Genomic DNA, 21,209 nt, shown 5'->3' on the forward strand with positions numbered 1-21,209 from the left:
TTATCCGTTGAGTTTATCGAGGTAATAATCGTATAATTTAAATTGTGACCGAAGACGTTCCTTAGAATTCTTTCGGTACGCATTATCCAGTTTATCTGAAACAATACGTGCCTTTACGTTGTCGTTCCAACTAATTTCGAAGGTATCCAACAATTCCTGCTGAATCTCGGTGTTGTAGATCGGACAAGTGATCTCAACTCTGTTATCCAGATTTCGGCCCATAAAGTCGGCTGAAGAAATATACATTTTTGGACTACCCGCATTATTAAATATAAAGAGTCTGGGGTGTTCCAGGTATTTATCGACGATGCTTATCACCTTAATATTTTCACTCATTCCTTTTACACCGGGCACCAGACAACAAATCCCGCGAACAATAAGTTGAATTTCAACTCCTGCTCTGCTGGCTTCATACAATTTATCGATCATTTTAAAATCAGACAGGCTGTTCAGTTTTAGTTTTATTCCGCTGGAAAGCCCGTTTCGTCTATTCTGAATTTCAGTTTCGATCAATGAATAGATAGCATTACGCGTATAATGAGGTGAGACGATAAGATGTCGGTATTTTTTAATCTTATAGTTAACTTCAAAGAAATCGAACACCCTGTTTATCTCCTTACATATTTTCTGATTGGAAGTAAACAGGGTATAATCTGTATAGATACGTGCCGTCGATTCATTAAAGTTTCCGGTACTCACAAAGGCATACCGCTTTATTTTTTCCTTCTCAATTCGTTCAATCAAACAAGCCTTACAATGAACTTTGAGTCCTGATACTCCAAAAATAAGCCTTACATTTTCACTCTGCATTTGTTCGGCATATTTTATATTGGCCGCTTCATCAAAACGAGCCTGAAGTTCGATCTGTACGGTTACTTCTTTTCCGTTCTTTGCAGCATTTATAAGGGAACTGGCAATATGGGATACCTCTGCAAGCCTGTAGATAGTGATCTTTATAGTGGTTACCTTTGGGTCTAAAGCCGCTTCCCTAAGTAATTTCACCACATACGAAAAGCTTTGGTAGGGAGCATAGAGTAAATAATCTTTTTCGGCTATTTGTTCAAACAGGCTGCCTTGAAGATTTAATCCGGGTACCGGCAACGGATCCTTGCGCTCGTAAAGCAGATCTTCTCTACCCAGACTGGGGAAATCCATATAATCTCTTCGATTGTGATACCGACCCCCCGGAATAATACTATCTGTGGTATCGATCCCCATCTTATCCATTAAGAATCTAAGTGTTTTTTGATCGATGCTTTTGTCGTAAACAAAGCGAACCGGATCACCGGCACTTCGGTTTTTCACACTTTTGGAGATCTTGTCTATAAAACTCTTGCTAAGGTCACTGTCTATATCAAGTTCGGCATCCCGAGTGATCTTAATCATATGTGCCGAAATACTCTTGTATTTAAATATGCTGAATATGTTCTGAAGGCAATGACGAATTAGGTCATCCAGTAAGATAATATACTGCCGGTCGCCTTCCGGTGGTAATACTACAAAACGGTCGATGATTCGCGGAATCTCGATCAAGGCATAGTTTATCTTTTCCTCGAACGTCTCATCTTCCTTAGACATCACCATTTTAACTGCCAGGTAAGCGGCACTGTCCTTTAAAGATGGAAACTGTTCCAATTCACCAATCATGATCGTGACCAGAGCCGGACTCACCTTCCTGATAAAATAATCGGAAATAAACTTACTTTGAGCCGGAGTCACCTCCTTTTCGTCTATAATGTAAATGTTTTCCTTTTGAAGTTCGGTTTCAATTTTACTGAGAATACGAAGACTCGTCGCCTGTTGCTCTATCACGGTTTGTGTGATCTCTTCCAAAAGGTCCTTTGCCGAAATACCACCCAAAAAACTTCTGCCTCCCTTACCTGCCTCCGCGATGCGTTTAATAGTAGCGTATCGAACCTTAAAGAATTCGTCCAGGTTATTTGAAAAGATCCCCAGAAATCGGAATCTTTCAATTAATGGAACCGTAGGATCCCCGGCTTCCTGAAGCACTCGTGCATTAAACTGAAGCCAGCTTAATTCACGATTCCGGTATTGGTTCTCGACATTGGGAATAGTTTGCGTTTTTTCAACCATTATTTGAGATCTCTTGGAAATACGGTTTTTATTGTCTTTCCTGTACTTATAGAACTCCAACTTTTCTCATCAAATTGTATCATTACAAATCCGCAGGTTGGAAGATTGTCAATATACTTGTTTCCAAGCATATTTGCAATGGAAGTGAAGGCGTGATTATGACCAACTACCATCACAATGTCGAGTGAATCATTTAAATTTTTTATGATTCGCATCACCTGATTTCCACTAAAATCATATAACTCGTGATTGGTTTTAAAGTCGGCATCTGCAACTCCCAATGCTTTTTTAAAGTATTGTGCGGTTGTTAAAGCCCGTACAGCATCACTGGTAACGATTAATTGAGGTGGCTTTATTTGACCTTTAAGGTGAATAGACACCAGTTCTCCGTCTCGTTTACCCCGACCCTTTAAAGGCCGTTGATGATCGATCACATCGTGTTTCCAGGACGATTTTGCATGTCTGACTAAGTATAGCGTTTTCATTGTATTAAAAATAGTATCGTTTTTACAAATAGATTACGGTTGTAAGCGCCTAATTTTCCATTTCTCACTTTCGAAATAGAATTCAATTCGATCGTGAAGCCTGTTGGCCCTGCCCTGCCAGAATTCGAAGGCGAGAGGTTTTAGAATATAACCACCCCAATGGTCTGGTTTTGGAACCTCCTGGTTTTTGTAGGCTTCCTCCAGTTGAGCCAATTTTTCTTCCAGCTCTTCTCTGTTTTCTACCGGCCTACTTTGTTGAGAAACCAACGCACCTAACTGACTCCCCTTTGGTCTGGACTTAAAATAAAGCTCCGACTGTTCTTCAGAAGTTTTCTTTGCAATGCCCTTAATGATGATCTGTCGCTCCAGCGGCGGCCAAAAAAAAGAAATACAAGCATTGGGGTTGTTATCAAGTGCTATTCCCTTTTCACTCTTGTAATTTGTGTAAAAAACAAAACCTTCGTCATTGTATTCTTTTAAAAGCACAACCCGACCACGAGGAAAGTTATCTGTTCCTAAAGTGCTTAATGTCATTGCATTCGCTTCGTGTATAGACGCTGTGTTCTTAGCTTCGCTAAACCACGATTTAAATTGTTGAAAAGGGTCTTTGGCAACACTTTCCTCAGATAGAATGCCTCTTTCATAAGATTTTCGGTGGTCGAACAGATTTTCTGCCATGAACGCTAAGTTTATTGCAAGTTACAAGTTTTAAGAATTATTTAGAAAAGGAACACCCGTTAAGTTTGGGTTAAATATTAGGAATCCAACTTCACGACTCGGGGAAGAATCTTGTTCAATCATGCATTTGGTAAAACACTCTTTTTCTTGTTCAGGGTCGGGGCGACCATAAGCGTATCCACCGGGATCGTACTTGCGTTAAATTCCTGTCTAAAATGTTGTCCAATACTATCGCATGCCTGTATCACCAGATCGTAATAAGACTCATCGATTATGTTTTTTTGGTTTTTATTTTGACTGGTTAACGTATAATTCGGAAGCGCTCTATAGGCATATATTTCACCTCCTTTAATGGTAAATTCTTCAATGTTATTAGTAACGTCAATGCGCTCATAACCTATTTCCATACGATCCAAAGCTATTAGGTCATTAGGAGAAAGAAAATACAAGATGGCATTTACCTTACTTCCCGGATGATCGATAATATTTAAAAAAACAATATTATCAAACATAAGAGTATCGTTCTCATAGATATAATAGCTATCGAAATCAAGAAGTTCTTGAGGTAACTTAGGGTCCTTTGTAGATCCAACAAAATTCCACGCTCGTTTGTATTCCAATAAATGAATTTGATAGGTAGAATCTGTATAAGACCGTTCAAGAACGTCCTCAATAGCCTTGAGTGACATTAATGATCCAAAACCTACTACCCCAACTTTACCCTGAGGCACGTGCAAAATTGGTTTTTCATGATCATGCTGACATCCGGAGGATGCCATAATTGCCAGTGCAATCAGGCTAATTGTTGAAATTCGGATTTGTTTCATAATATCTTAAAACCAATTAAATCAAGGGTTATTTCTATTGTTTATCGTAAATGCATAAACAATTCTAAGGTAATTATAAAAACAATCGAAAAATTAAAATTTTTAAAAAGGTGATTAAAAGAAAAATTCCTTTCCGTCTTCAGCGAGTTCAACTGCCGTAAAAATTTCTTGCGCCTCACTTCGGAACAACTCAAGATCGCCGTATCGACCTGAATAGTGACCAAGGATGAGGGTGCCCACTTCCGCCTGTTTGGCGATACTGGCCGCTTCAGCTGCCGTGCTATGCTTGGTTGGCTCACAGAGATGCTGATGCATTTTTAAGAACGTGGACTCATGATATAAGGCAGTTACGTGTTTAATCTGCGGAATTATTTGCGGGGCATACACCGTATCACTGCAGTAAGCGTAAGACCTAGGCGGATCCGGGTCTAAGGTTACCTGCGAATTCTCTATTTCCGTACCGTCCCTGTTTTCTACGTTGAATCCTTGTTTTAATTTCTGAAAATAACTCTTGTCGACCTTTGCCTTTACGGCAGCGTCAATGTTTAGTTTTCGTTCTCCGGGCTTTTCCTGAATTAAAAAGCCGTTAGTATATACCCGGTGATTGAGAGGGATGGTGGTTACTGAAACCTTACTGTCTTCAAAGATCAATTGTGGTTCATTGGACGACAACTCATGGAAAAACAAATTGAAGTTAGTCCACGACTTTCCCAGTTTCAGCTGAAGCGTAATCGCTTCCTTAATCCCCTCTGGTCCATAAATGTGCATATCGGCCTCGCGCCCTAGCAAACGAAAGGTGGAAATTAATCCGATAAGACCATAAAAATGATCCCCGTGTAAATGTGAAATAAAGATATGTTTGATCCTTGAAAATTTGAGCTTAAACCGCCTAAGCTGCACCTGAGTTCCCTCACCACAATCAATTAAAAACAAATGCCCCTGAACTTCCAATACCTGGGCCGTGGGGTGTGCATGCCAACGGGGAGTAGCAGAATGGCAGCCAAGTATGGTTAGTTTCATTTCAATGTTCTATGTGAAAAATTATGTATTGCGCTTGATATAAAATATCGAGAATAAAGGTAAAAAAATTGGCCTTAGAAGCCCAAATCGCGCTCTATTTCTTCCATTTCGATAACGTCCTTTGCCTCCTGAAGCGTGGGTACAACCAACATTTCGAAAGGAATATCATCGGGGTTAATAGCGTCATTTATAAATACAAACGATTGCTTTGTCTTACGATGCAGGTTAGACACCTTTAGAAATAGCAAGAGCTGTTCTAATTTAAGGTCTTCGTTCGTACTTAGGTCGATCACTACGTTCTGATTCTTGAACTTATTGGGAATTTGATATTCCAAAAATGACGCAAACCCTTCCAGGTCGCCCTTTTCGTCTCCCAGAACGACAAATGTATCGTGATTATCAATCTTCATCGTGCTTTATTTTAGAAGCTAATAAATAGAGTACTGCCATGCGTATTGCCACACCGTTTTGTACCTGATCCAGAATGATGGCATGCTTACTGTCGGCCACATCGCTGGTAATTTCCACCCCGCGGTTTATAGGGCCCGGGTGCATGATCACTATTTCCTTTTTAAGGGAATCGAGTAAGGTCTTATTTACCCCAAATTGTTGTGTGTATTCTCTGGTTGTCGGGAAATAACTGATCTCCATTCGCTCGTTTTGAACGCGTAGCATATTGGCTACATCGCACCATTCTAATGCCTTGCGAAGATTTGGCTCAACTTCAACACCTAAACTTTCTATATATTTGGGTAATAATGTTTTAGGGCCGCATACCTTAACTTTTGCTCCAAGCTTTTGAAGTGCAAATATATTAGACAATGCAACTCTGGAATGCAGTATATCCCCTACGATTACCACCTTTATTCCTTCAACTTTTCCCAATCGCTCTTTAATGGAGTAACAATCCAAAAGCGCCTGCGTTGGATGCTCGTGTGCTCCGTCCCCGGCATTCACTATACTTGCATTTACGTTTTTGGACAAAAATACACCTGCTCCCGGATTTGGATGTCGCATCACAACCATATCCACTTTCATGGATAGTATGTTGTTCACGGTATCTATGAGTGTTTCTCCTTTTTTCACTGAAGAAGACCCAGCAGAGAAGTTAATGACATCGGCAGAGAGTCGCTTTTCGGCCAGTTCGAAGGAGAGTCGGGTTCTGGTGCTGTTTTCAAAGAATAAATTGGCAATGGTAATATCGCGAAGTGAGGGCACTTTTTTAATGGGTCGGTTGATCACTTCTTTAAAATGATCGGCTGTTTCAAAAATGAGTTGTATATCTTCTCTGGTAAGATATTTTATTCCCAGCAGGTGATTTACACTTAATTCATTCATTTTTTTTCTTCTAAAACGCTGCAGGTGCTCAATTTAAGGCATGTAGCTACCCGTTGCATATAGTTAATAACCTTAGTTATTTATGAGATATACTGCATCTTCTCCATCCTTTTCCTTCCAGCAAACTTTTACTTTTTCTTCATTTATAGCATCTACCTGCCTTCCGCGGTAATCGGGCTGTATGGGTAAATGCCTACTAAATCTTCTGTCTATTAATGTCAACAATTCTATTTCCAGTGGACGTCCAAAGGATTGGATCGCGGTTAATGCCGACCTGATACTGCGACCGGTAAAAAGTACATCGTCTATAAAAACCACTTTTTTGTCTTCTACGATAAAGGAAATGTTGGTTTTATTGGCTTCGAGAGGTTTATCACTTCTTCGGAAGTCATCCCGATAAAAGGTAATATCCAGATATCCCAACTGCACGTTCTTTATTTTATACTCGTTCTGCAGCATGGTTTTGATGCGTTCGGCCAAAAAGACCCCTCTGGGCTGTATCCCAATGAGAACGGTATTGCTAAAGGTATCGTGGTTTTCTATTAATTGACAAGCCAAGCGGTGAAGTGCTATGTTCACTTCGGTTGCGTTTAATAACACTTTTTGACTCATACGGTAGTTCTGAACGATTATTCAGAATACAAAAGTAGTGGTTTTTGTTTAAAATACTTCTATGGATAAATAAAGAATCTGTCTCTCTATTTTCTAAATCTTTCTTTTCTAAGTTACTAAAGCAGAAAGAAACTCTATTTATTGCTCAAAATGAATCAATATAGTCGGAAAATCCGATTAAAGGATCTGAAACATAAAATATGGATAATTCCATGTGTTACTTCCCTTTTAGCTTTTCCAAAGAAAGGATTGAAGTGGAAAAAAGTATTTGCGTTAGGGATTGAGGCAGATTACCCTGCCTTTGTTTGACAACGGCATACGAAGGCTTGTAATGCCGAAAGCCCGACCCTAAAGCAAGCATGAAGTGTGCTACGAACTATTTCTATGGTGCTTTAGGAAACGCCCAAATAAAAAAGCCCCTCTGAAAAACAGAGAGGCTTTTGATTATGGTTGAAAATGGACTTATTTTTTCTTGCCGTCCATCTTATCTTTCAATTCCTGAAGTTTGGCATTCGCATCACCTAAAGTAGTTTTAGCTTCTTCGGCCTGAGCAGCTTGCTTTTTAGCAGCCTGCTTAACGATCTTCGCTTCTTCTTCTTTGTGAATACTCATGTGAGAAGCCACCACTTTCTTGAATTCTTTATTGAATTCAATGATCTGGAATTCTGCTTCTTCACCCTTCTTAAGGTTAGAACCGTCTTCTTTTTCAAGGTGACGTGTTGGAACAAAGGCAGTGATATCGTCATTAAAGTCGATGGTCGCTCCCTTGTCTACGATCTCAGAGATCGCAGCTGTGTGCTTACTTCCAACAGCAAACTCATCCTCGTATTTATCCCATGGATTTTCGGTAGTTTGTTTGTGTCCTAAACTCAATTTACGTCCTTCTACATCCAACTCAAGAACAACAACTTCCAGGGTGTCACCAATATTGGTAAACTCACTTGGATGCTTGATCTTCTTAGTCCATGATAGGTCGGAGATGTAAATAAGTCCGTCGATCCCTTCTTCCAGCTCAACAAACACACCGAAATTCGTAAAGTTTCTTACAATTCCTTTATGTGTAGAACCTACAGGGTATTTAGAAGTGATATCGGTCCATGGATCCGGAGTCAATTGCTTGATCCCAAGAGACATTTTACGTTCTTCACGATCCAATGTAAGGATCTGAGCTTCAACTTCGTCCCCAACATTCACAAAATCCTGAGCGCTGCGCAAGTGTGTAGACCATGACATTTCACTTACGTGAATAAGTCCTTCAACACCTTCGGCAACTTCGATAAAGGCACCGTAATCTGCGATCACGACAACCTTTCCTTTTACTTTGTCACCAACTTTAAGTTCTTCACCCAATGCATCCCAAGGATGTGCATTAAGCTGCTTAAGACCCAACTGGATACGTGTCTTGTCTTCATCGAAGTCAAGGATCACAACGTTCAGTTTCTGATCCAGTTCAACGATCTCATTAGGATGGTTGATACGAGACCAGGATAGGTCGGTGATATGTACAAGACCATCTACGCCACCAAGATCTACGAACACACCGTAAGAAGTGATGTTTTTCACAACACCTTCCAGTACTTGTCCTTTTTCTAACTGACCAATGATCTCTTTTTTCTGTTCTTCAATATCGGCTTCGATAAGTGCTTTATGAGAAACCACAACGTTTTTGAATTCGTGGTTGATCTTAACCACTTTAAATTCCATTGTTTTTCCAACGTAAACATCGTAATCGCGGATAGGCTTCACATCGATCTGTGATCCCGGTAAGAAGGCTTCAATACCGAATACATCCACGATCATACCACCTTTGGTACGACATTTTACATAACCATTCACGATAGTACCTTCGTCATGTGCCGCATTTACACGATCCCATGCCTTAATGGTTCTCGCCTTACGGTGAGATAGGATCAATTGTCCGGTGCTGTCTTCACGTACGTCAATTAACACCTCAACTTTATCCCCTACTTTAAGATCGGGGTTGTAACGGAATTCATTTAAAGAAACGACACCTTCGCTTTTTGCGTTGATGTCGATGATAGCATCTCGGTCTGTGATAAAGATCACTTCACCTTCAACTACTTCGTCATCTAAAGTGTCAACAAAATTCTCTGCTACCAACTTTTCGAATTCTTCCAGCTTGCCATCGTCGATAGGATCGATACCTTCTTCGTAGTTATGCCAGTTAAAATCCTTAAGGAATTTTTCGGGGTTGCTCTCTTTAAGTGAAACCTCTTCCTTTGGTTGCTCGGCTACTGTCTCTTCAACAGCAACTTCTTCTTTTTCAGCTTTAGCAGGTTTTGTTGCTTTTGCTTCTTTTTTTGGTTTGGCAGTTTTCTTTTCGACTACTGCTTCTTCTTTTGCTTTATCAGCCATTTGATTTTACTCCATGATCTTCAGGAAAATTTTTTCTGAAAATCACTTGTTTGTATTCTGTGTTCTTACAGGTGATTGCTACGATGATCCCACAGAAGGGTTTGTTTTGTTTTTTTCAGTTCCTCTTAACACCTGCTTATTCGCTAAAAGGGTTGCAAAATTAAGCTTTTTCTTTTGATTTTCAAAGTGTTTTGTTTTTTCTGAAAGATTAAACGATCTTTTTCTAACAGAGCAATGTTCCATAAATAATTCGGCACCCATAGTGACGAACTATTTCATACATTTATTATTCATTAAAACGATCTAAAATTATGACTACCAACCGACTCGAAGCCTTTAGCGATGGCGTTTTAGCTATAGTGATCACCATAATGGTTCTGGAATTAAAAGCCCCACATGAGGTGACCCTTAAAAGCCTGATCCCTGAAATTCCTGTTTTTGCCAGTTATCTGTTTAGTTTTATTTATATAGGAATCTACTGGAACAACCATCATCATTTGTTTCAGGCTGCACAGAAAGTAAATGGTAAAATTCTTTGGGCGAATCTTCATTTGCTGTTTTGGTTGTCGCTTATTCCATTTACCACCTCATGGCTTGGTGAAAATCACTTGTCGGCTACCCCGGTGGCATTGTATGGGTTTAATCTGCTAATGAGTGCAGTGGCCTATTTTATTCTTCAGAGCTACATTTTAAAACATCACGGTAAAGATTTCGTTTTAAAGAAGGCCATTGGGCGAGACCTTAAAGGAAAACTATCTGTGGTTCTATATATCGTGGGATTATTCCTGTCCTTTCTAAGTACCTGGATCGCTGTGGTTCTATATGCTGTAGTGGCCATAATCTGGCTTATCCCGGATAAAAGAATAGAGCGAAATTTGGAATAATAATCGGGATTAGGACTTAGAGGTTAGTAATTCGTTGCTAGTTCTGATTCTATTGTCCTTACTCCCACTCACTGCTCACTGCTCACTGCTCACTGCCTATTGCATACTGCCCTACCGGTTACTGCTCACTATTCACTGCCAACGGCTAAATATGTTAAAATTTGTTAAATTACTACTTTGTTATACCAAGTACTGTAACAAAATTAATTTGCTGTCGTCTATATAGTATCAATCAAGTCATTTATTAATCAAAAAACGAAAAATTATGAGAACTTTAGATCGAAACACCCTGACCGAAAAACCAAGAACTAGTGTAGGTTTTGTATGGAATGCCAAAAGACGTCACCGTTAATTACGGACGAAGCCAGACTTTAATCTAACCTAAATCCTAACGACCATGAATAGTGTAAATAATCTTTATAAAGTGATGAAGCGGCAAGCCCAGCGAAAGGATCTTTGGCTTAAAAGAGTAGACCTCCTACTCTCCTCCGATACCCGCTTTGTCTAATAAATTAGATGAGATTTAAAACCAACAACATGCTGCCCTCGGGCGGCATTTTTTATACCCTCCCGGCTATGCGGTCCTTTGCCAGCTGAAGTATAGTGTGAAACTGGTCTTCAAGATTCATTTCACTATTATCGATCTCAATGGCGTCTGTTGCCTTCATTAAGGGAGAATCTGCTCTTGTAGAATCGATATGATCCCGCTCCGTGACATTTTCCAATACTTCTTCGAAGGTCACCTTGTCCCCTTTTTGGGTAAGCTCCATATATCGTCTTTGGGCCCGTTCTCTGGCCGACGCGTTTAAAAAGATCTTTAATTCGGCCTGTGGAAAGACGACAGTACCAATATCTCGTCCATCCATGACCACACCTTTTCCTTTCCCTAATTGTTGCTGCTGTTCTACCAATTTCGCTCTTACCTCTGAAATCGTGGAAACCGGACTTACAAATTCAGATACTTCCAGGGTGCGAATGGCGCGTTCTACATTTTCTCCGTTTAAGTAAATTTCAGCCTTACCCGATTCATTTTTTCTGAATTCGAGCGTAATATCATTCAATGCACCCTTCAGTTTATCCACATCGAAATGATCTTCAGAAATAAGCCCCTGCTGCATGGCGTAAAGGGTTACAGCTCTATACATTGCACCACTGTCTACATAAACATATTCCAGCCAGTCTGCCAGTTGTTTGGCGACCGTACTTTTTCCCGTAGATGAAAAGCCATCGATGGCAATGGTAATTTTCTTCATTATTGAAGATTGATATTGAGTCCGAAGTTACTCGTAGAAGCCGCTGTACTATACTTCGCATACGAATAACTTAAACGAATCTTGTTCAAGCGAATTGAGAATCCGGCGCTTAAGCCGGCAAAGGCCCGGCGTTCCAGAATACGCAATTCTTCCGCCCTTCTCAGGTTGTATCCTAAGCGGATATTGAATCCGCTTTCGGGAAAGATCTCTATCCCAAGTATGGTATGCCTGAAGGCGTTGTCTATAAAATTAATCTTTTCTGTTTGAACATTCCCTTCCAGATCGGTAATTTCCCGATTGGGATTTGAAAAGGCAATGTTCCATTGCTGCATTTCCTCAAACGTCACATGCCAGCGAATTGGAATATTCTCCAGAATCTGTGAGATCCCAAAGACCAGCTCAAACGGAAGTTTCTCATAAGTGTTCTCGTACGGCGTGATCTGTGTACCAATATTACGCGCAACACCCGTGATATGAAGGTCCCAATCTTCATATACATACATCACTCCAATATCTACAGCCACACCAAAAGAAGAGTATTGCTCTAAGGTTGAGGAGATAAACTTTACATTGGCTCCAATATGAAAATCTGTAAATGCTATGTTTCGGGCATGTCCGAATGAAACTGCCACTTCTCCTCCGCTAAAGCTGTTGGTTGGATTCCCAAATTCATCGTAGCCGTCAAACTTTCCATAGTTGATATAACTCACTCCCATGTGTAAGACCTGAGTGCGTCTGTCCCATAAGTATGCATAACTAGCCGTTCCGTAGTTAATGTCTCCTATATAATTAGTATAATTAAGAGACAGTTGATTGTCCATCTCGGGATTTATACTCGCCGGATTAAACATGGCCTGTGTAGGGTCCCAATCGTAATTAGTAACCGTTTTACCGCCCAGAGCGGCCTGACGTGGAGAATTTACCAGATTCAGGAATTGATAGGTACTTCTTCCTCCCACTTGTGCGACAAGTGCCGTTGTGAAAAGGAAAAAGAATACGTACAATACCTTATGGTTCATGAAGTGTGAGCTACTTTACCTGAATTTTAAAACGAATGCAAGTATAATTTATTTTTAGCGGAGTAAAAAGAGTTTGAAGTTTTGAATATTAATTTTAATGAAAAACCCCTGCCAATTTCAGCAAGGGGCTTTTTAAAGGTCGCAATAGCAGTTATAACCTTTCCAAAAAGTATTATAACTTCTTGGCGTTCTTAACCTTTTCCTTGGTTAGCGCAAGGTCCAGAACATCGCTCATATCCTTTACATAATGAAATGTAAGGCCTTTGAGGTATTCCGGGTTTATCTCATCGATATCCCTTTTGTTATCCTCACAAAGTAAAATTTCTTTTATCCGCGCACGTTTAGCGGCAAGGATCTTTTCTTTTATTCCTCCAACCGGCAATACCTTACCTCGTAAAGTGATCTCTCCGGTCATGGCAATACTCTTTTTCACTTTGCGCTGTGTAAATAGTGATACCAAAGAAGTTAGCATGGTAATTCCAGCACTTGGTCCATCCTTTGGAGTTGCTCCCTCAGGCACGTGAACATGGACGTTGTATTTTTCAAAGACATTGGGGTCAATTCCCAACATATCTGCATTGGATTTTATATACTCCAGGGCAATGGTGGCCGACTCCTTCATCACCTTTCCAAGGTTTCCGGTCATGCTTAGTTGTCCTTTTCCTTTAGACAGTATTGATTCAATAAACAATATATCACCTCCTACCCGGGTCCAGGCCAATCCGGTTACGACACCCGCTACATCATTGTTTTCGTATTTATCGCGCTCCATTTTTGGAGCCCCCAATACATCAATGATCATTTCATTGGTCACTTTCACTTTGTAGTCTTCCTCCATTGCGATCTTCATGGCCGCATGGCGTACCATTTTAGCAACTTGCTTCTCCAGAGAACGTACTCCGCTTTCACGGGTATAGCCTTCTACGATCTTTTCCAGTTGTTTTTTGCCAATCTTTAAGTGACTTTTATCTAAGCCGTGCTCTTTTAATTGCTTCGGAAGGAGATGCTTTTTAGCTATTTCCACCTTTTCTTCTATGGTATACCCGGAAACCTTTATAATTTCCATACGGTCACGTAAAGCAGGCTGAATCGTACTTAAACTATTCGATGTGGCAATAAACATCACCTTAGAAAGATCATACCCCAACTCTAAAAAATTATCGTAAAAAGCGTGGTTCTGCTCAGGATCCAAAACTTCCAACATGGCCGAAGAAGGATCCCCCTGACTTCCGACAGAAAGCTTATCGATCTCGTCCAAAACAAACACCGGGTTACTTGTTCCGGCCTTTTTAAGACTTTTAATGATTCGTCCGGGCATCGCGCCAATATAGGTTTTACGATGCCCGCGTATTTCTGCTTCATCACGAAGGCCTCCTAAGGACATACGTACATATTTTCTCCCCAGTGCTTCAGCGATGGATTTACCCAATGAGGTTTTACCCACACCCGGAGGACCGTATAAACATAATATGGGCGATTTCATATCGTTACGAAGCTTTAGTACTGCCAAATACTCCACGATACGTTTTTTCACTTCATCCAGTCCGTGGTGATCACGATCCAGAATGGTCCTTGCGCGCTTCAGGTCGAATTTATCTTTACTGAATTCGTTCCAAGGCAAATCCAGCAAGAGGTCGAGATAATTTCTTTGAATGCTGAATTCTGCTACCTGCGGATTCATACGTTGCAACTTGGTGAGCTCTTTGTCGAAATGCTCCTTTACCTCTTTTCCCCAACCCTTCGACTTGGCACGGGTTCTCATTTCTTCTATTTCAGCTTCATTTGAATTTCCTCCCAATTCTTCCTGTATGGTCTTCATTTGCTGCTGAAGGAAATATTCGCGCTGTTGCTGACTAATATCGCTTTCAACCTTCGACTGAATATCATTGCGCAGGGAAAGCTTCTGAATTTCGACATTCATATAGCGAAGTGTCTCCAATGCGCGATCTTTCAAGTTGTTTATTTCCAGAAGTTTTTGCTTTTCAGCTACAGAAATATTCAGATTTGAGCTAACAAAATTGATTAGAAACGAAGTACTTTCAATATTTTTAATGGCAAAGGCCGCTTCCGAAGGTATATTCGGACTCACCTTAATGATCTCTAGTGCCATTTCCTTGATTGAATCTATGATCGCCTGGAACTCTTCATTGTCTTTTGCGGGTTTGGCTTCGGCAACCCCTTGCACCGTTGCGGTAATATACGGGTCTTTGGTGATCACCTCGGTCACTTCAAAACGCTTCTTACCCTGTATGATCACCGTGGTATTCCCATCTGGCATTTTGAGTACACGCAGGATCTGAGCGACCGTTCCAATCGTATTGATATCTCCAATTCCGGGCTCCTCTTTTCCCTCTTCCTTTTGTGAGACCACCCCGATTACCTTGGAACCCTTGTTTGTTTCATTAATGAGTTTGATGGATTTATCCCTTCCTGCGGTAATGGGTATAACCACCCCGGGAAACAATACGGTGTTCCGTAAGGGAAGAATGGGAAGCACCTCGGGGAGATCTTCTTTATTCATCGCATCTTCATCCTCGGGCGTCATCAACGGAATAAGATCTGCATCTTCACCAATTTCTTGAAATGACAAACTGTCTATAGTTGTTAATTTAGTTCTGGCCATATGTTCTAGTAAGACATTGTGTCATTAAAAATAATGTATACAATGCTTTATGATTATTAATGTTATGATAATTTTTATAAAACCTACTGATTTTCAGCAGGGTTCGTTGTAATTTCAATATACAAGGTTCAATTAATATGCCAAGGAGAAGATTTTTTTCTGAAGTAAGTGTAACAATTTTCAGCAAGCTGTATCTTTAAATCAAACAATTGTTTTTTTGTCACTAACCAAACAAAATATAACAACCCTACTCGCTCTTTGTCAGAAAGGCAATCAGTTGGCGCAACTTGAAGTGTACAACCGCTATCATGCTGCAATGTACAACACTGCCTTGCGTATTGTAAAAAACACGGCTGAAGCAGAAGATGTAATGCAGGAATCGTTTATCACCGCATTCGCAAAACTTGACACCTTTAAAGGAACCGCTTCGTTCGGGTCTTGGTTAAAGCGAATTGTGATCAACAACAGCATCATGCAGTACCGAAAATCACTGCGATTTGTGGAATTGAAAGCCGAAGACGTTAAGGAATGGGATGATGACATGGATGAAGGAATTGCAGAAGAAGACTTGTCATTTATAAGAGCAAAAGAAGTGATAAGCTGTATGGACGGATTGCATGAAAGCTATCAGCGTATACTGAGTTTACATTTTATTGAAGGATATGATTATGAGGAGCTCTGTGAGATATTGGGAATAAGTTATGCCAATTGCAGAACCCTCATTTCAAGAGCAAAGGAAAGTTTAAGAAGAAAATTAGCAACAACAGCATGAAAAAAGATGCCATAGAACGATTATTTGAAGGATTGGAAGGAAAGTTCGATGTACACGAAACTCCTGCCGGGCACCAACAGCGGTTCTTAGAAAAATTGAATTCGGAAACAAATTCAGTGTATAAGACTAGAAGTTGGTGGAAGCCTTTGTCCATCGCAGCTTCAGTAGTAGTATTGATAGGAATGGGAATGTTCTTTTTTAATACGGAAACTCAGGCAGCCGGTTTGGCAAGTGTATCGCCCGAAATGGAAAATACCCAGTCCTATTTTACAACAGCCATCAATAGGGAACTCGAAACGCTTAAGAGCTTTCGGTCTCCCGAAACAAAAGCCATCATTGAAGACGCTTTAGCGCAAATTGAAATTCTCGAGAAAGATTACCAGAAGCTTACGGTAGATCTTGTGGAAAGTGGTAACGACAAGCGTGTAATACATGCAATGATCCAAAACTTTCAAAACAGGATCGACCTGTTAGAGCAAGTAACAACGACAATTGAAGAAATCAATAACACCAAAAACAATGAAAATGAAACTACTATTTAATCAACTCATACTTATTTTGCTTTTTCCTGCCCTTATGTCTGCAGGAAACAATAATTCAAAAGGCAAATACACCAAAGAAAAAACGATAAAGAAAGAATTTAGTGTAAATGCCAATGCCGGATTAAAAGTCGATAACTCCTACGGAAATCTGGACATCGTGACCTGGAACGAAAACCGAACGGTGATCGAAGTTCACATAGAAACCAACGGGGATGACGAAGAACTGGTTCAGAAAAAACTCGATGAGATCACGGTGGAGTTTTCAGCGAACGCCTCATTAGTAAGCGCTAAAACATTATTTGGCGATAAAGGCAAGTCTTGGAGCTTCTGGGGCAAAAAGGGGAATAATGTATCTATGAAGATCAACTACACCATAAAAATGCCGATTACCAATTCGGTAGATCTCGAAAACGATTACGGTGCGATTAGTCTTAATAAACTGGAAGGAAATGCAAAGATAAACTGCGACTATGGGAAGCTAATCATAGGACAACTCATGGCAGAAAACAATTATCTCAACTTCGATTATACCTCAAAATCGACCATTGATTATATGAAGAGCGGAAAAATAGATGCCGACTATTCCGGGTTCAGGCTGGAAAAAGTTGAAAAACTGGAGCTTAATGCAGATTATACAAACTCTGAAATTATCGAAGTAAGCGATATCAATTATAATAGTGACTACGGAAAAATTGAAGTCGGTAAAGCAGGTAAAGTGGTTGGTAACGGAGACTATGTCACTCATCGTCTTGGAACCATTACCGGATCTTTGAATCTGAATTCAGATTATGGGTCAATTTCAATAGACAGAGTTTCTAATGGTGCGAAGGATGTTACCATAAGAAGTCAGTATACCGGCATTAAACTAGGCTTCGACAGCAGTCTTTCTTTCGATTTTTATGCTAGGGTTACCTATGCGAACCTAAACGGAGAGGATACTATAAACATTACTAAAACCGATAAGGACATTACCGAAAAAACGTATGAAGGTTACCATGGCACAAAAGGTTCGGGAACAAAGTTCAATATCAATTCAAGTTACGGAGGGATCACTCTAAAAAAAATGTAATCAATCAATAAAACGAACATACATTATGAAAACAGGACTAAAATCAATTCTCGTTGCAGCCCTGATCCTATTTGGGATCACCGAGAGCACGGCCCAATTTAAAAACACCAGAGTAAAAGGCGATGGAAATATCACTACGAAGACCGTTAGTACTTCAAATTACAGCGGAGTGAAGGTAGTCGGTTCTATGGATGTACATCTGGAAAAAGGCACTGAAGGAAACATTAGTGTTACTACCGATTCGAACATCCATGAGTATGTTGAGATCGAAGTGGATGGCAATTCACTCGAGATCCGAATTAAAAAGAATACCAGCGTGAATACCAAGCACGGTATACACGTTACGGTACCGTTTCAGGAAATCTCTGAAATACTTTTAGTAGGTTCGGGCGATATTGACACCAAAAATACCATTAGCGGTAACGAGCTTGAACTATCAATCGTTGGATCGGGTGACATTAAATTAGATGTTGATGTGTCAGAGATCGATGCTAAGATCACCGGATCGGGAGATATGATCCTGAGTGGTAAAACAGGAGATCTTGAAGTAAAGATAAGTGGAAGCGGAGATTTTGAAGGAAAGATGCTCAGTGCACAAAACGCCGATACCTTCATTTCCGGGTCGGGAGATGCCGAAGTGAACGTCAAGAACAATTTAAAGGCGCGAGTAAATGGTTCGGGGGACATTCGCTATACAGGAAATCCGGCCACTAGAGACACCAAGGTTTCAGGTTCTGGAACCATAAAAGGAATGTAATTAGCCAGCATAGAAATAAAAAAGCCGCTAAATCAATATTTAGCGGCTTTTTTACTTAATTGAATACTTTATGATTCTTAAAGCAGTTCTACGGTAAACTCTCCATTAGTGATCGTATAGGTTTGTGGGTCACCTCCCGACAGATCCTCTGCGAAGAATAAAAATGCGGCGTTTATAGTTCCTCCGGTCGATAGGTCATTTGTAAGTACCACAATCGCACCATCGGTGGAAGTATAAGAAGTCCCCCCTACGTTTACCTGATAGATCGCAACGCTCTCACCGGGAATTTGCTCACTTACAAAATCATAACTTCCCGGAGCAAGATCCTTGGGAAATGTTATTTCTATATTCTGACCGGTAGTACTGCTAAATCCACGAACGGTAACTGTGGGAACTCCACCAAGATCAAATTCGGTGGCATCAACAAAGTCTGCGCCCATAGCTGTTCCTCCTACATCTGCAATAAAAGAGTTGTTAGGATTAGAAGGAGCGGCTTCATAGTGTAAGGAGAAGCTACCTTCGGTAATTTGAACCACGGCAGGATCCTGATTAAGCGGATCTGTTGCCGTAAACGCAAAGGTTCCTTCAACCAATCCGGCAAGGGTATTGAGCTGAGTGATCGTAATGGTACCAGGGTTCGAAGTCAGCGCTTCCCCGGGACCGGCAGCATTGAATAATCCAATTAATTTAGTACCATCAGAAATTTGTTCCATAGCAAATGTACCTACTCCAATATTTTCGGGGATATCAATTCGCATCTGATCTCCTGCCGCATTTACTGCCACAATGTTAATCATCGGTTCACCTCCAATTTCAACTCTGGTTGTAGACAACATTAAGTCGGGAGTAAATTCAATATCGTCAACCTTTGCAAAGAATTCTTCAGTTGTTCCTACAGGCCCGCCACTGTTATCAATGTCCAGTTCAATAGAATTAAATCCTCCATTGGTAATAGTTATAGTTTCTAAAACCGGGTTACCGTCTCCATCGATAACGGGGTTTCCTTCAGAGTCAAGTTGAATACGAACACCTACAAAGCTAAATGTTCCGGTCACGGTAAAGGCATCGGTATCTATTTCAGTTATATTTAATTGACCCGATCCACCAAATAAACCGGCAGAGATGTAGGGATTCGCCATTTGATTGGAGTCCTGATACGCACCACTATTAATATTACCCATTCCTGCGGTGATATTGAAGGAACCTTCGGCGGCATTCTCTATAGTTAATGTGATCGTTTCTCCGGTTGTGGGGCGCGTTCCAATAATTACCATTTCATTCATATCATTCATCACCGCCGTAGCATTTTCAGCTAAAAATGCCTGCCCCGCGATAGTAGCGACAAACTGTCCTTCTTCGGCTTCATTAACTTCTTCCTGAGGAAATTCTCCTTCCAGAGGTTCATCTTCACAAGCTGTAAACTGAACGGCAAGGAAAGCGACAAGCACCCAGTTTAAAAGTTGAATTTTTTTCATATATAAGTAAGTTTCTTTGGTAATAAACGCAAACATAAGTAAAAATTGTCTATTCGGGAAGATTTCTTGGCACCTGAAGTAATAAAATAACACCCACTATAAAGAAGATCATTAAAAAGAGGATTGAGTTACGCATACTGCCTGTGATCTGATCTATGGTGGCATAAATAACCATCCCAACGACGATCCCAATCTTTTCAGCGACATCATAAAAACTAAAGTAGGAAGTGGTATCTTCTGTCTTTGGAAGAAATTTCGAATAGGTTGAACGAGATAACGCCTGTATCCCTCCCATCACGAGTCCTACCACTCCGGCTGCACAGTAAAACTGAAGACTTGTCTCCACAAAAAACGCGTAGATACAGATCCCGATCCAAATGCAGTTGATAACTATTAATGTTGGAATGTTCCCGAACCTGCCTGAAGCCCTGGATGTTAGTACAGCTCCTAAAACCGCCACCAATTGAATTATAAGTATACTGGATATAAGTCCTATGGTTTTTTCATCGTTTCCACCCCATGCTATCTCTTGTTCGCCAAAATAAGTCGCAACCAACATTACGGTTTGGACAGCCATGCTATAGATAAAAAATGCGGCGAGATATCGCTTCAGTTTGATGTTTTCAGTTAGGGAATGAAAAACACCCTTTAGTTCCCTGAATCCGTTAAAAATGATCTTTCTGCTAACTTTTTTTCCTGTGGGATTTCCCTTAGGAAGAAAATAAAAGGAATACTGACTAAATACGATCCACCATATTCCAACAGTAACAAACGAGATCTTCATCGCTTCCATACTCGCAGCACCTCCTTCTCCAAGTCCGAAGTACTCAGGTTTCATCACCATTATAAGATTGAAAATAAGCAGTAAGACACTTCCAATATATCCAAGGGAATACCCTTTTGCGCTAATGCGATCCTGTTGTTCTTTCATGGCAATATCCGGGAGATAAGAATTGTAAAAAACCAGACTCCCCCAAAAGCCTATAAGTCCGAAAAAATAAAACAACAGGCTTCTATAAATATGGTCCAGATCGAAGAAGTACAATCCCACACAGGACAAGGCACCCAAATAGCAGAAAAACTTCATAAAGGTCTTCTTGTTGCCAACATAATCTGCTATTCCCGACAGTAACGGAGAAATAATTGAAACCACAAGAAACGCAGCAGCCGTAGTATAATTAATGAGCGGAGTGCTTCGCATTTCGAGGCCAAAGACCGAAACGGTGGTTACCTTAGCTTCATTAAATAATGCTAGATAAAAGATGGGGAAAACAGCAGATGCAATTACTAAACTATATACCGAATTCGCCCAATCATAGAATGCCCAGGCATTCAGTAGTTTTTTACTTCCTTTTACTAAGTTGGCCATTATAGGTTGTTAGGTC

At 40.4% G+C, this 21,209-nt stretch carries 19 protein-coding genes; 5 read left to right on the forward strand and 14 right to left on the reverse strand.

Translation table 11 applies throughout. The features are described 5' to 3' along the window. The 9 genes from ppk1 to rpsA form a co-directional block, all read right to left on the reverse strand. A complete protein-coding gene (ppk1, locus tag ALE3EI_RS11680; protein ID WP_186988864.1) occupies positions 1-2,094 on the reverse strand; it encodes a polyphosphate kinase 1 in 2,094 nt (697 codons plus the stop codon). After that, positions 2,094-2,579, reverse strand: coding sequence for a SixA phosphatase family protein (locus tag ALE3EI_RS11685; RefSeq protein WP_186988866.1), 486 nt, complete (start codon positions 2,577-2,579; stop codon positions 2,094-2,096). Before ALE3EI_RS11685 ends, ppk1 begins: the two co-directional genes overlap by 1 nt. Before the next feature lie 33 nt (positions 2,580-2,612). After that, a complete protein-coding gene (gene pdxH / locus ALE3EI_RS11690; RefSeq protein ID WP_186988868.1) occupies positions 2,613-3,257 on the reverse strand; it encodes a pyridoxamine 5'-phosphate oxidase in 645 nt (214 codons plus the stop codon). A 119-nt stretch (positions 3,258-3,376) separates the two neighbouring features. After that, positions 3,377-4,084, reverse strand: a complete 708-nt coding sequence (locus tag ALE3EI_RS11695; protein ID WP_186988869.1) for a gamma-glutamylcyclotransferase — start codon at positions 4,082-4,084, stop codon at positions 3,377-3,379. 114 nt (positions 4,085-4,198) lie between these two features. Beyond that, positions 4,199-5,104, reverse strand: a complete 906-nt coding sequence (locus tag ALE3EI_RS11700; RefSeq protein ID WP_186988871.1) for a ribonuclease Z — start codon at positions 5,102-5,104, stop codon at positions 4,199-4,201. Positions 5,105-5,178: 74 nt separating this feature from the next. Then, on the reverse strand, positions 5,179-5,514 hold the full coding sequence (locus ALE3EI_RS11705) for a ribonuclease Z (RefSeq protein WP_186988873.1): 336 nt from the start codon (positions 5,512-5,514) through the stop codon (positions 5,179-5,181). Then, a complete protein-coding gene (locus ALE3EI_RS11710) occupies positions 5,504-6,442 on the reverse strand; it encodes an aspartate carbamoyltransferase catalytic subunit (RefSeq protein ID WP_186988875.1) in 939 nt (312 codons plus the stop codon). Before ALE3EI_RS11710 ends, ALE3EI_RS11705 begins: the two co-directional genes overlap by 11 nt. A gap of 72 nt (positions 6,443-6,514) precedes the next feature. After that, positions 6,515-7,054, reverse strand: a complete 540-nt coding sequence (gene pyrR / locus ALE3EI_RS11715; RefSeq protein ID WP_186988877.1) for a bifunctional pyr operon transcriptional regulator/uracil phosphoribosyltransferase PyrR — start codon at positions 7,052-7,054, stop codon at positions 6,515-6,517. 462 nt (positions 7,055-7,516) lie between these two features. Then, the gene (rpsA, locus tag ALE3EI_RS11720) at positions 7,517-9,430 is read right to left on the reverse strand and encodes a 30S ribosomal protein S1 (protein WP_186988879.1); all 1,914 of its coding nucleotides are present in this window, start codon (positions 9,428-9,430) and stop codon (positions 7,517-7,519) included. A gap of 311 nt (positions 9,431-9,741) precedes the next feature. On the opposite strand from rpsA, the gene ALE3EI_RS11725 reads away from it, so the two are divergent. Further along, positions 9,742-10,314 (forward strand): TMEM175 family protein, encoded by a 573-nt coding sequence (locus tag ALE3EI_RS11725; protein WP_186988881.1) that lies wholly within the window; start codon positions 9,742-9,744, stop codon positions 10,312-10,314. A 560-nt stretch (positions 10,315-10,874) separates the two neighbouring features. Here the strand turns inward: ALE3EI_RS11725 and cmk are convergent. The 3 genes from cmk to lon all read right to left on the reverse strand — a co-directional run bounded on the left by cmk (position 10,875) and on the right by lon (position 15,209). After that, a complete protein-coding gene (cmk, locus tag ALE3EI_RS11730; protein ID WP_186988883.1) occupies positions 10,875-11,567 on the reverse strand; it encodes a (d)CMP kinase in 693 nt (230 codons plus the stop codon). Further along, complete coding sequence (gene porQ, locus ALE3EI_RS11735) at positions 11,567-12,586, reverse strand: type IX secretion system protein PorQ (RefSeq protein WP_186988886.1); 1,020 nt, start codon at positions 12,584-12,586, stop codon at positions 11,567-11,569. Before porQ ends, cmk begins: the two co-directional genes overlap by 1 nt. A gap of 172 nt (positions 12,587-12,758) precedes the next feature. Beyond that, entirely contained in the window at positions 12,759-15,209 is a 2,451-nt protein-coding gene (gene lon / locus ALE3EI_RS11740) for an endopeptidase La (RefSeq protein WP_186988888.1), read from the reverse strand. Positions 15,210-15,426: 217 nt separating this feature from the next. On the opposite strand from lon, the gene ALE3EI_RS11745 reads away from it, so the two are divergent. The 4 genes from ALE3EI_RS11745 to ALE3EI_RS11760 are packed head-to-tail and all read left to right on the forward strand — an operon-like array spanning position 15,427 to position 18,349. Beyond that, a complete protein-coding gene (locus tag ALE3EI_RS11745) occupies positions 15,427-15,981 on the forward strand; it encodes an RNA polymerase sigma factor (RefSeq protein WP_186988889.1) in 555 nt (184 codons plus the stop codon). Then, the gene (locus tag ALE3EI_RS11750) at positions 15,978-16,523 is read left to right on the forward strand and encodes a hypothetical protein (RefSeq protein ID WP_186988891.1); all 546 of its coding nucleotides are present in this window, start codon (positions 15,978-15,980) and stop codon (positions 16,521-16,523) included. The genes ALE3EI_RS11745 and ALE3EI_RS11750 overlap by 4 nt, the downstream gene beginning before the upstream one ends. Further along, positions 16,507-17,592: a DUF4097 family beta strand repeat-containing protein gene (locus tag ALE3EI_RS11755; RefSeq protein WP_233279964.1), complete on the forward strand. Its 1,086-nt coding sequence runs from the start codon at positions 16,507-16,509 to the stop codon at positions 17,590-17,592. The genes ALE3EI_RS11750 and ALE3EI_RS11755 overlap by 17 nt, the downstream gene beginning before the upstream one ends. A 25-nt stretch (positions 17,593-17,617) precedes the next feature. After that, on the forward strand, positions 17,618-18,349 hold the full coding sequence (locus tag ALE3EI_RS11760) for a head GIN domain-containing protein (RefSeq protein WP_186988895.1): 732 nt from the start codon (positions 17,618-17,620) through the stop codon (positions 18,347-18,349). A 77-nt stretch (positions 18,350-18,426) separates the two neighbouring features. On the opposite strand, the gene ALE3EI_RS11765 is transcribed toward ALE3EI_RS11760, so the two are convergent. After that, entirely contained in the window at positions 18,427-19,824 is a 1,398-nt protein-coding gene (locus ALE3EI_RS11765; protein ID WP_186988897.1) for a DUF6252 family protein, read from the reverse strand. A 49-nt stretch (positions 19,825-19,873) separates the two neighbouring features. Beyond that, positions 19,874-21,193, reverse strand: coding sequence for an MFS transporter (locus ALE3EI_RS11770; RefSeq protein WP_186988899.1), 1,320 nt, complete (start codon positions 21,191-21,193; stop codon positions 19,874-19,876). Positions 21,194-21,209 lie beyond the last annotated feature (16 nt).

It is taken from the genome of Constantimarinum furrinae (assembly GCF_014295415.1).
GTDB lineage: Bacteria > Bacteroidota > Bacteroidia > Flavobacteriales > Flavobacteriaceae > Constantimarinum > Constantimarinum furrinae.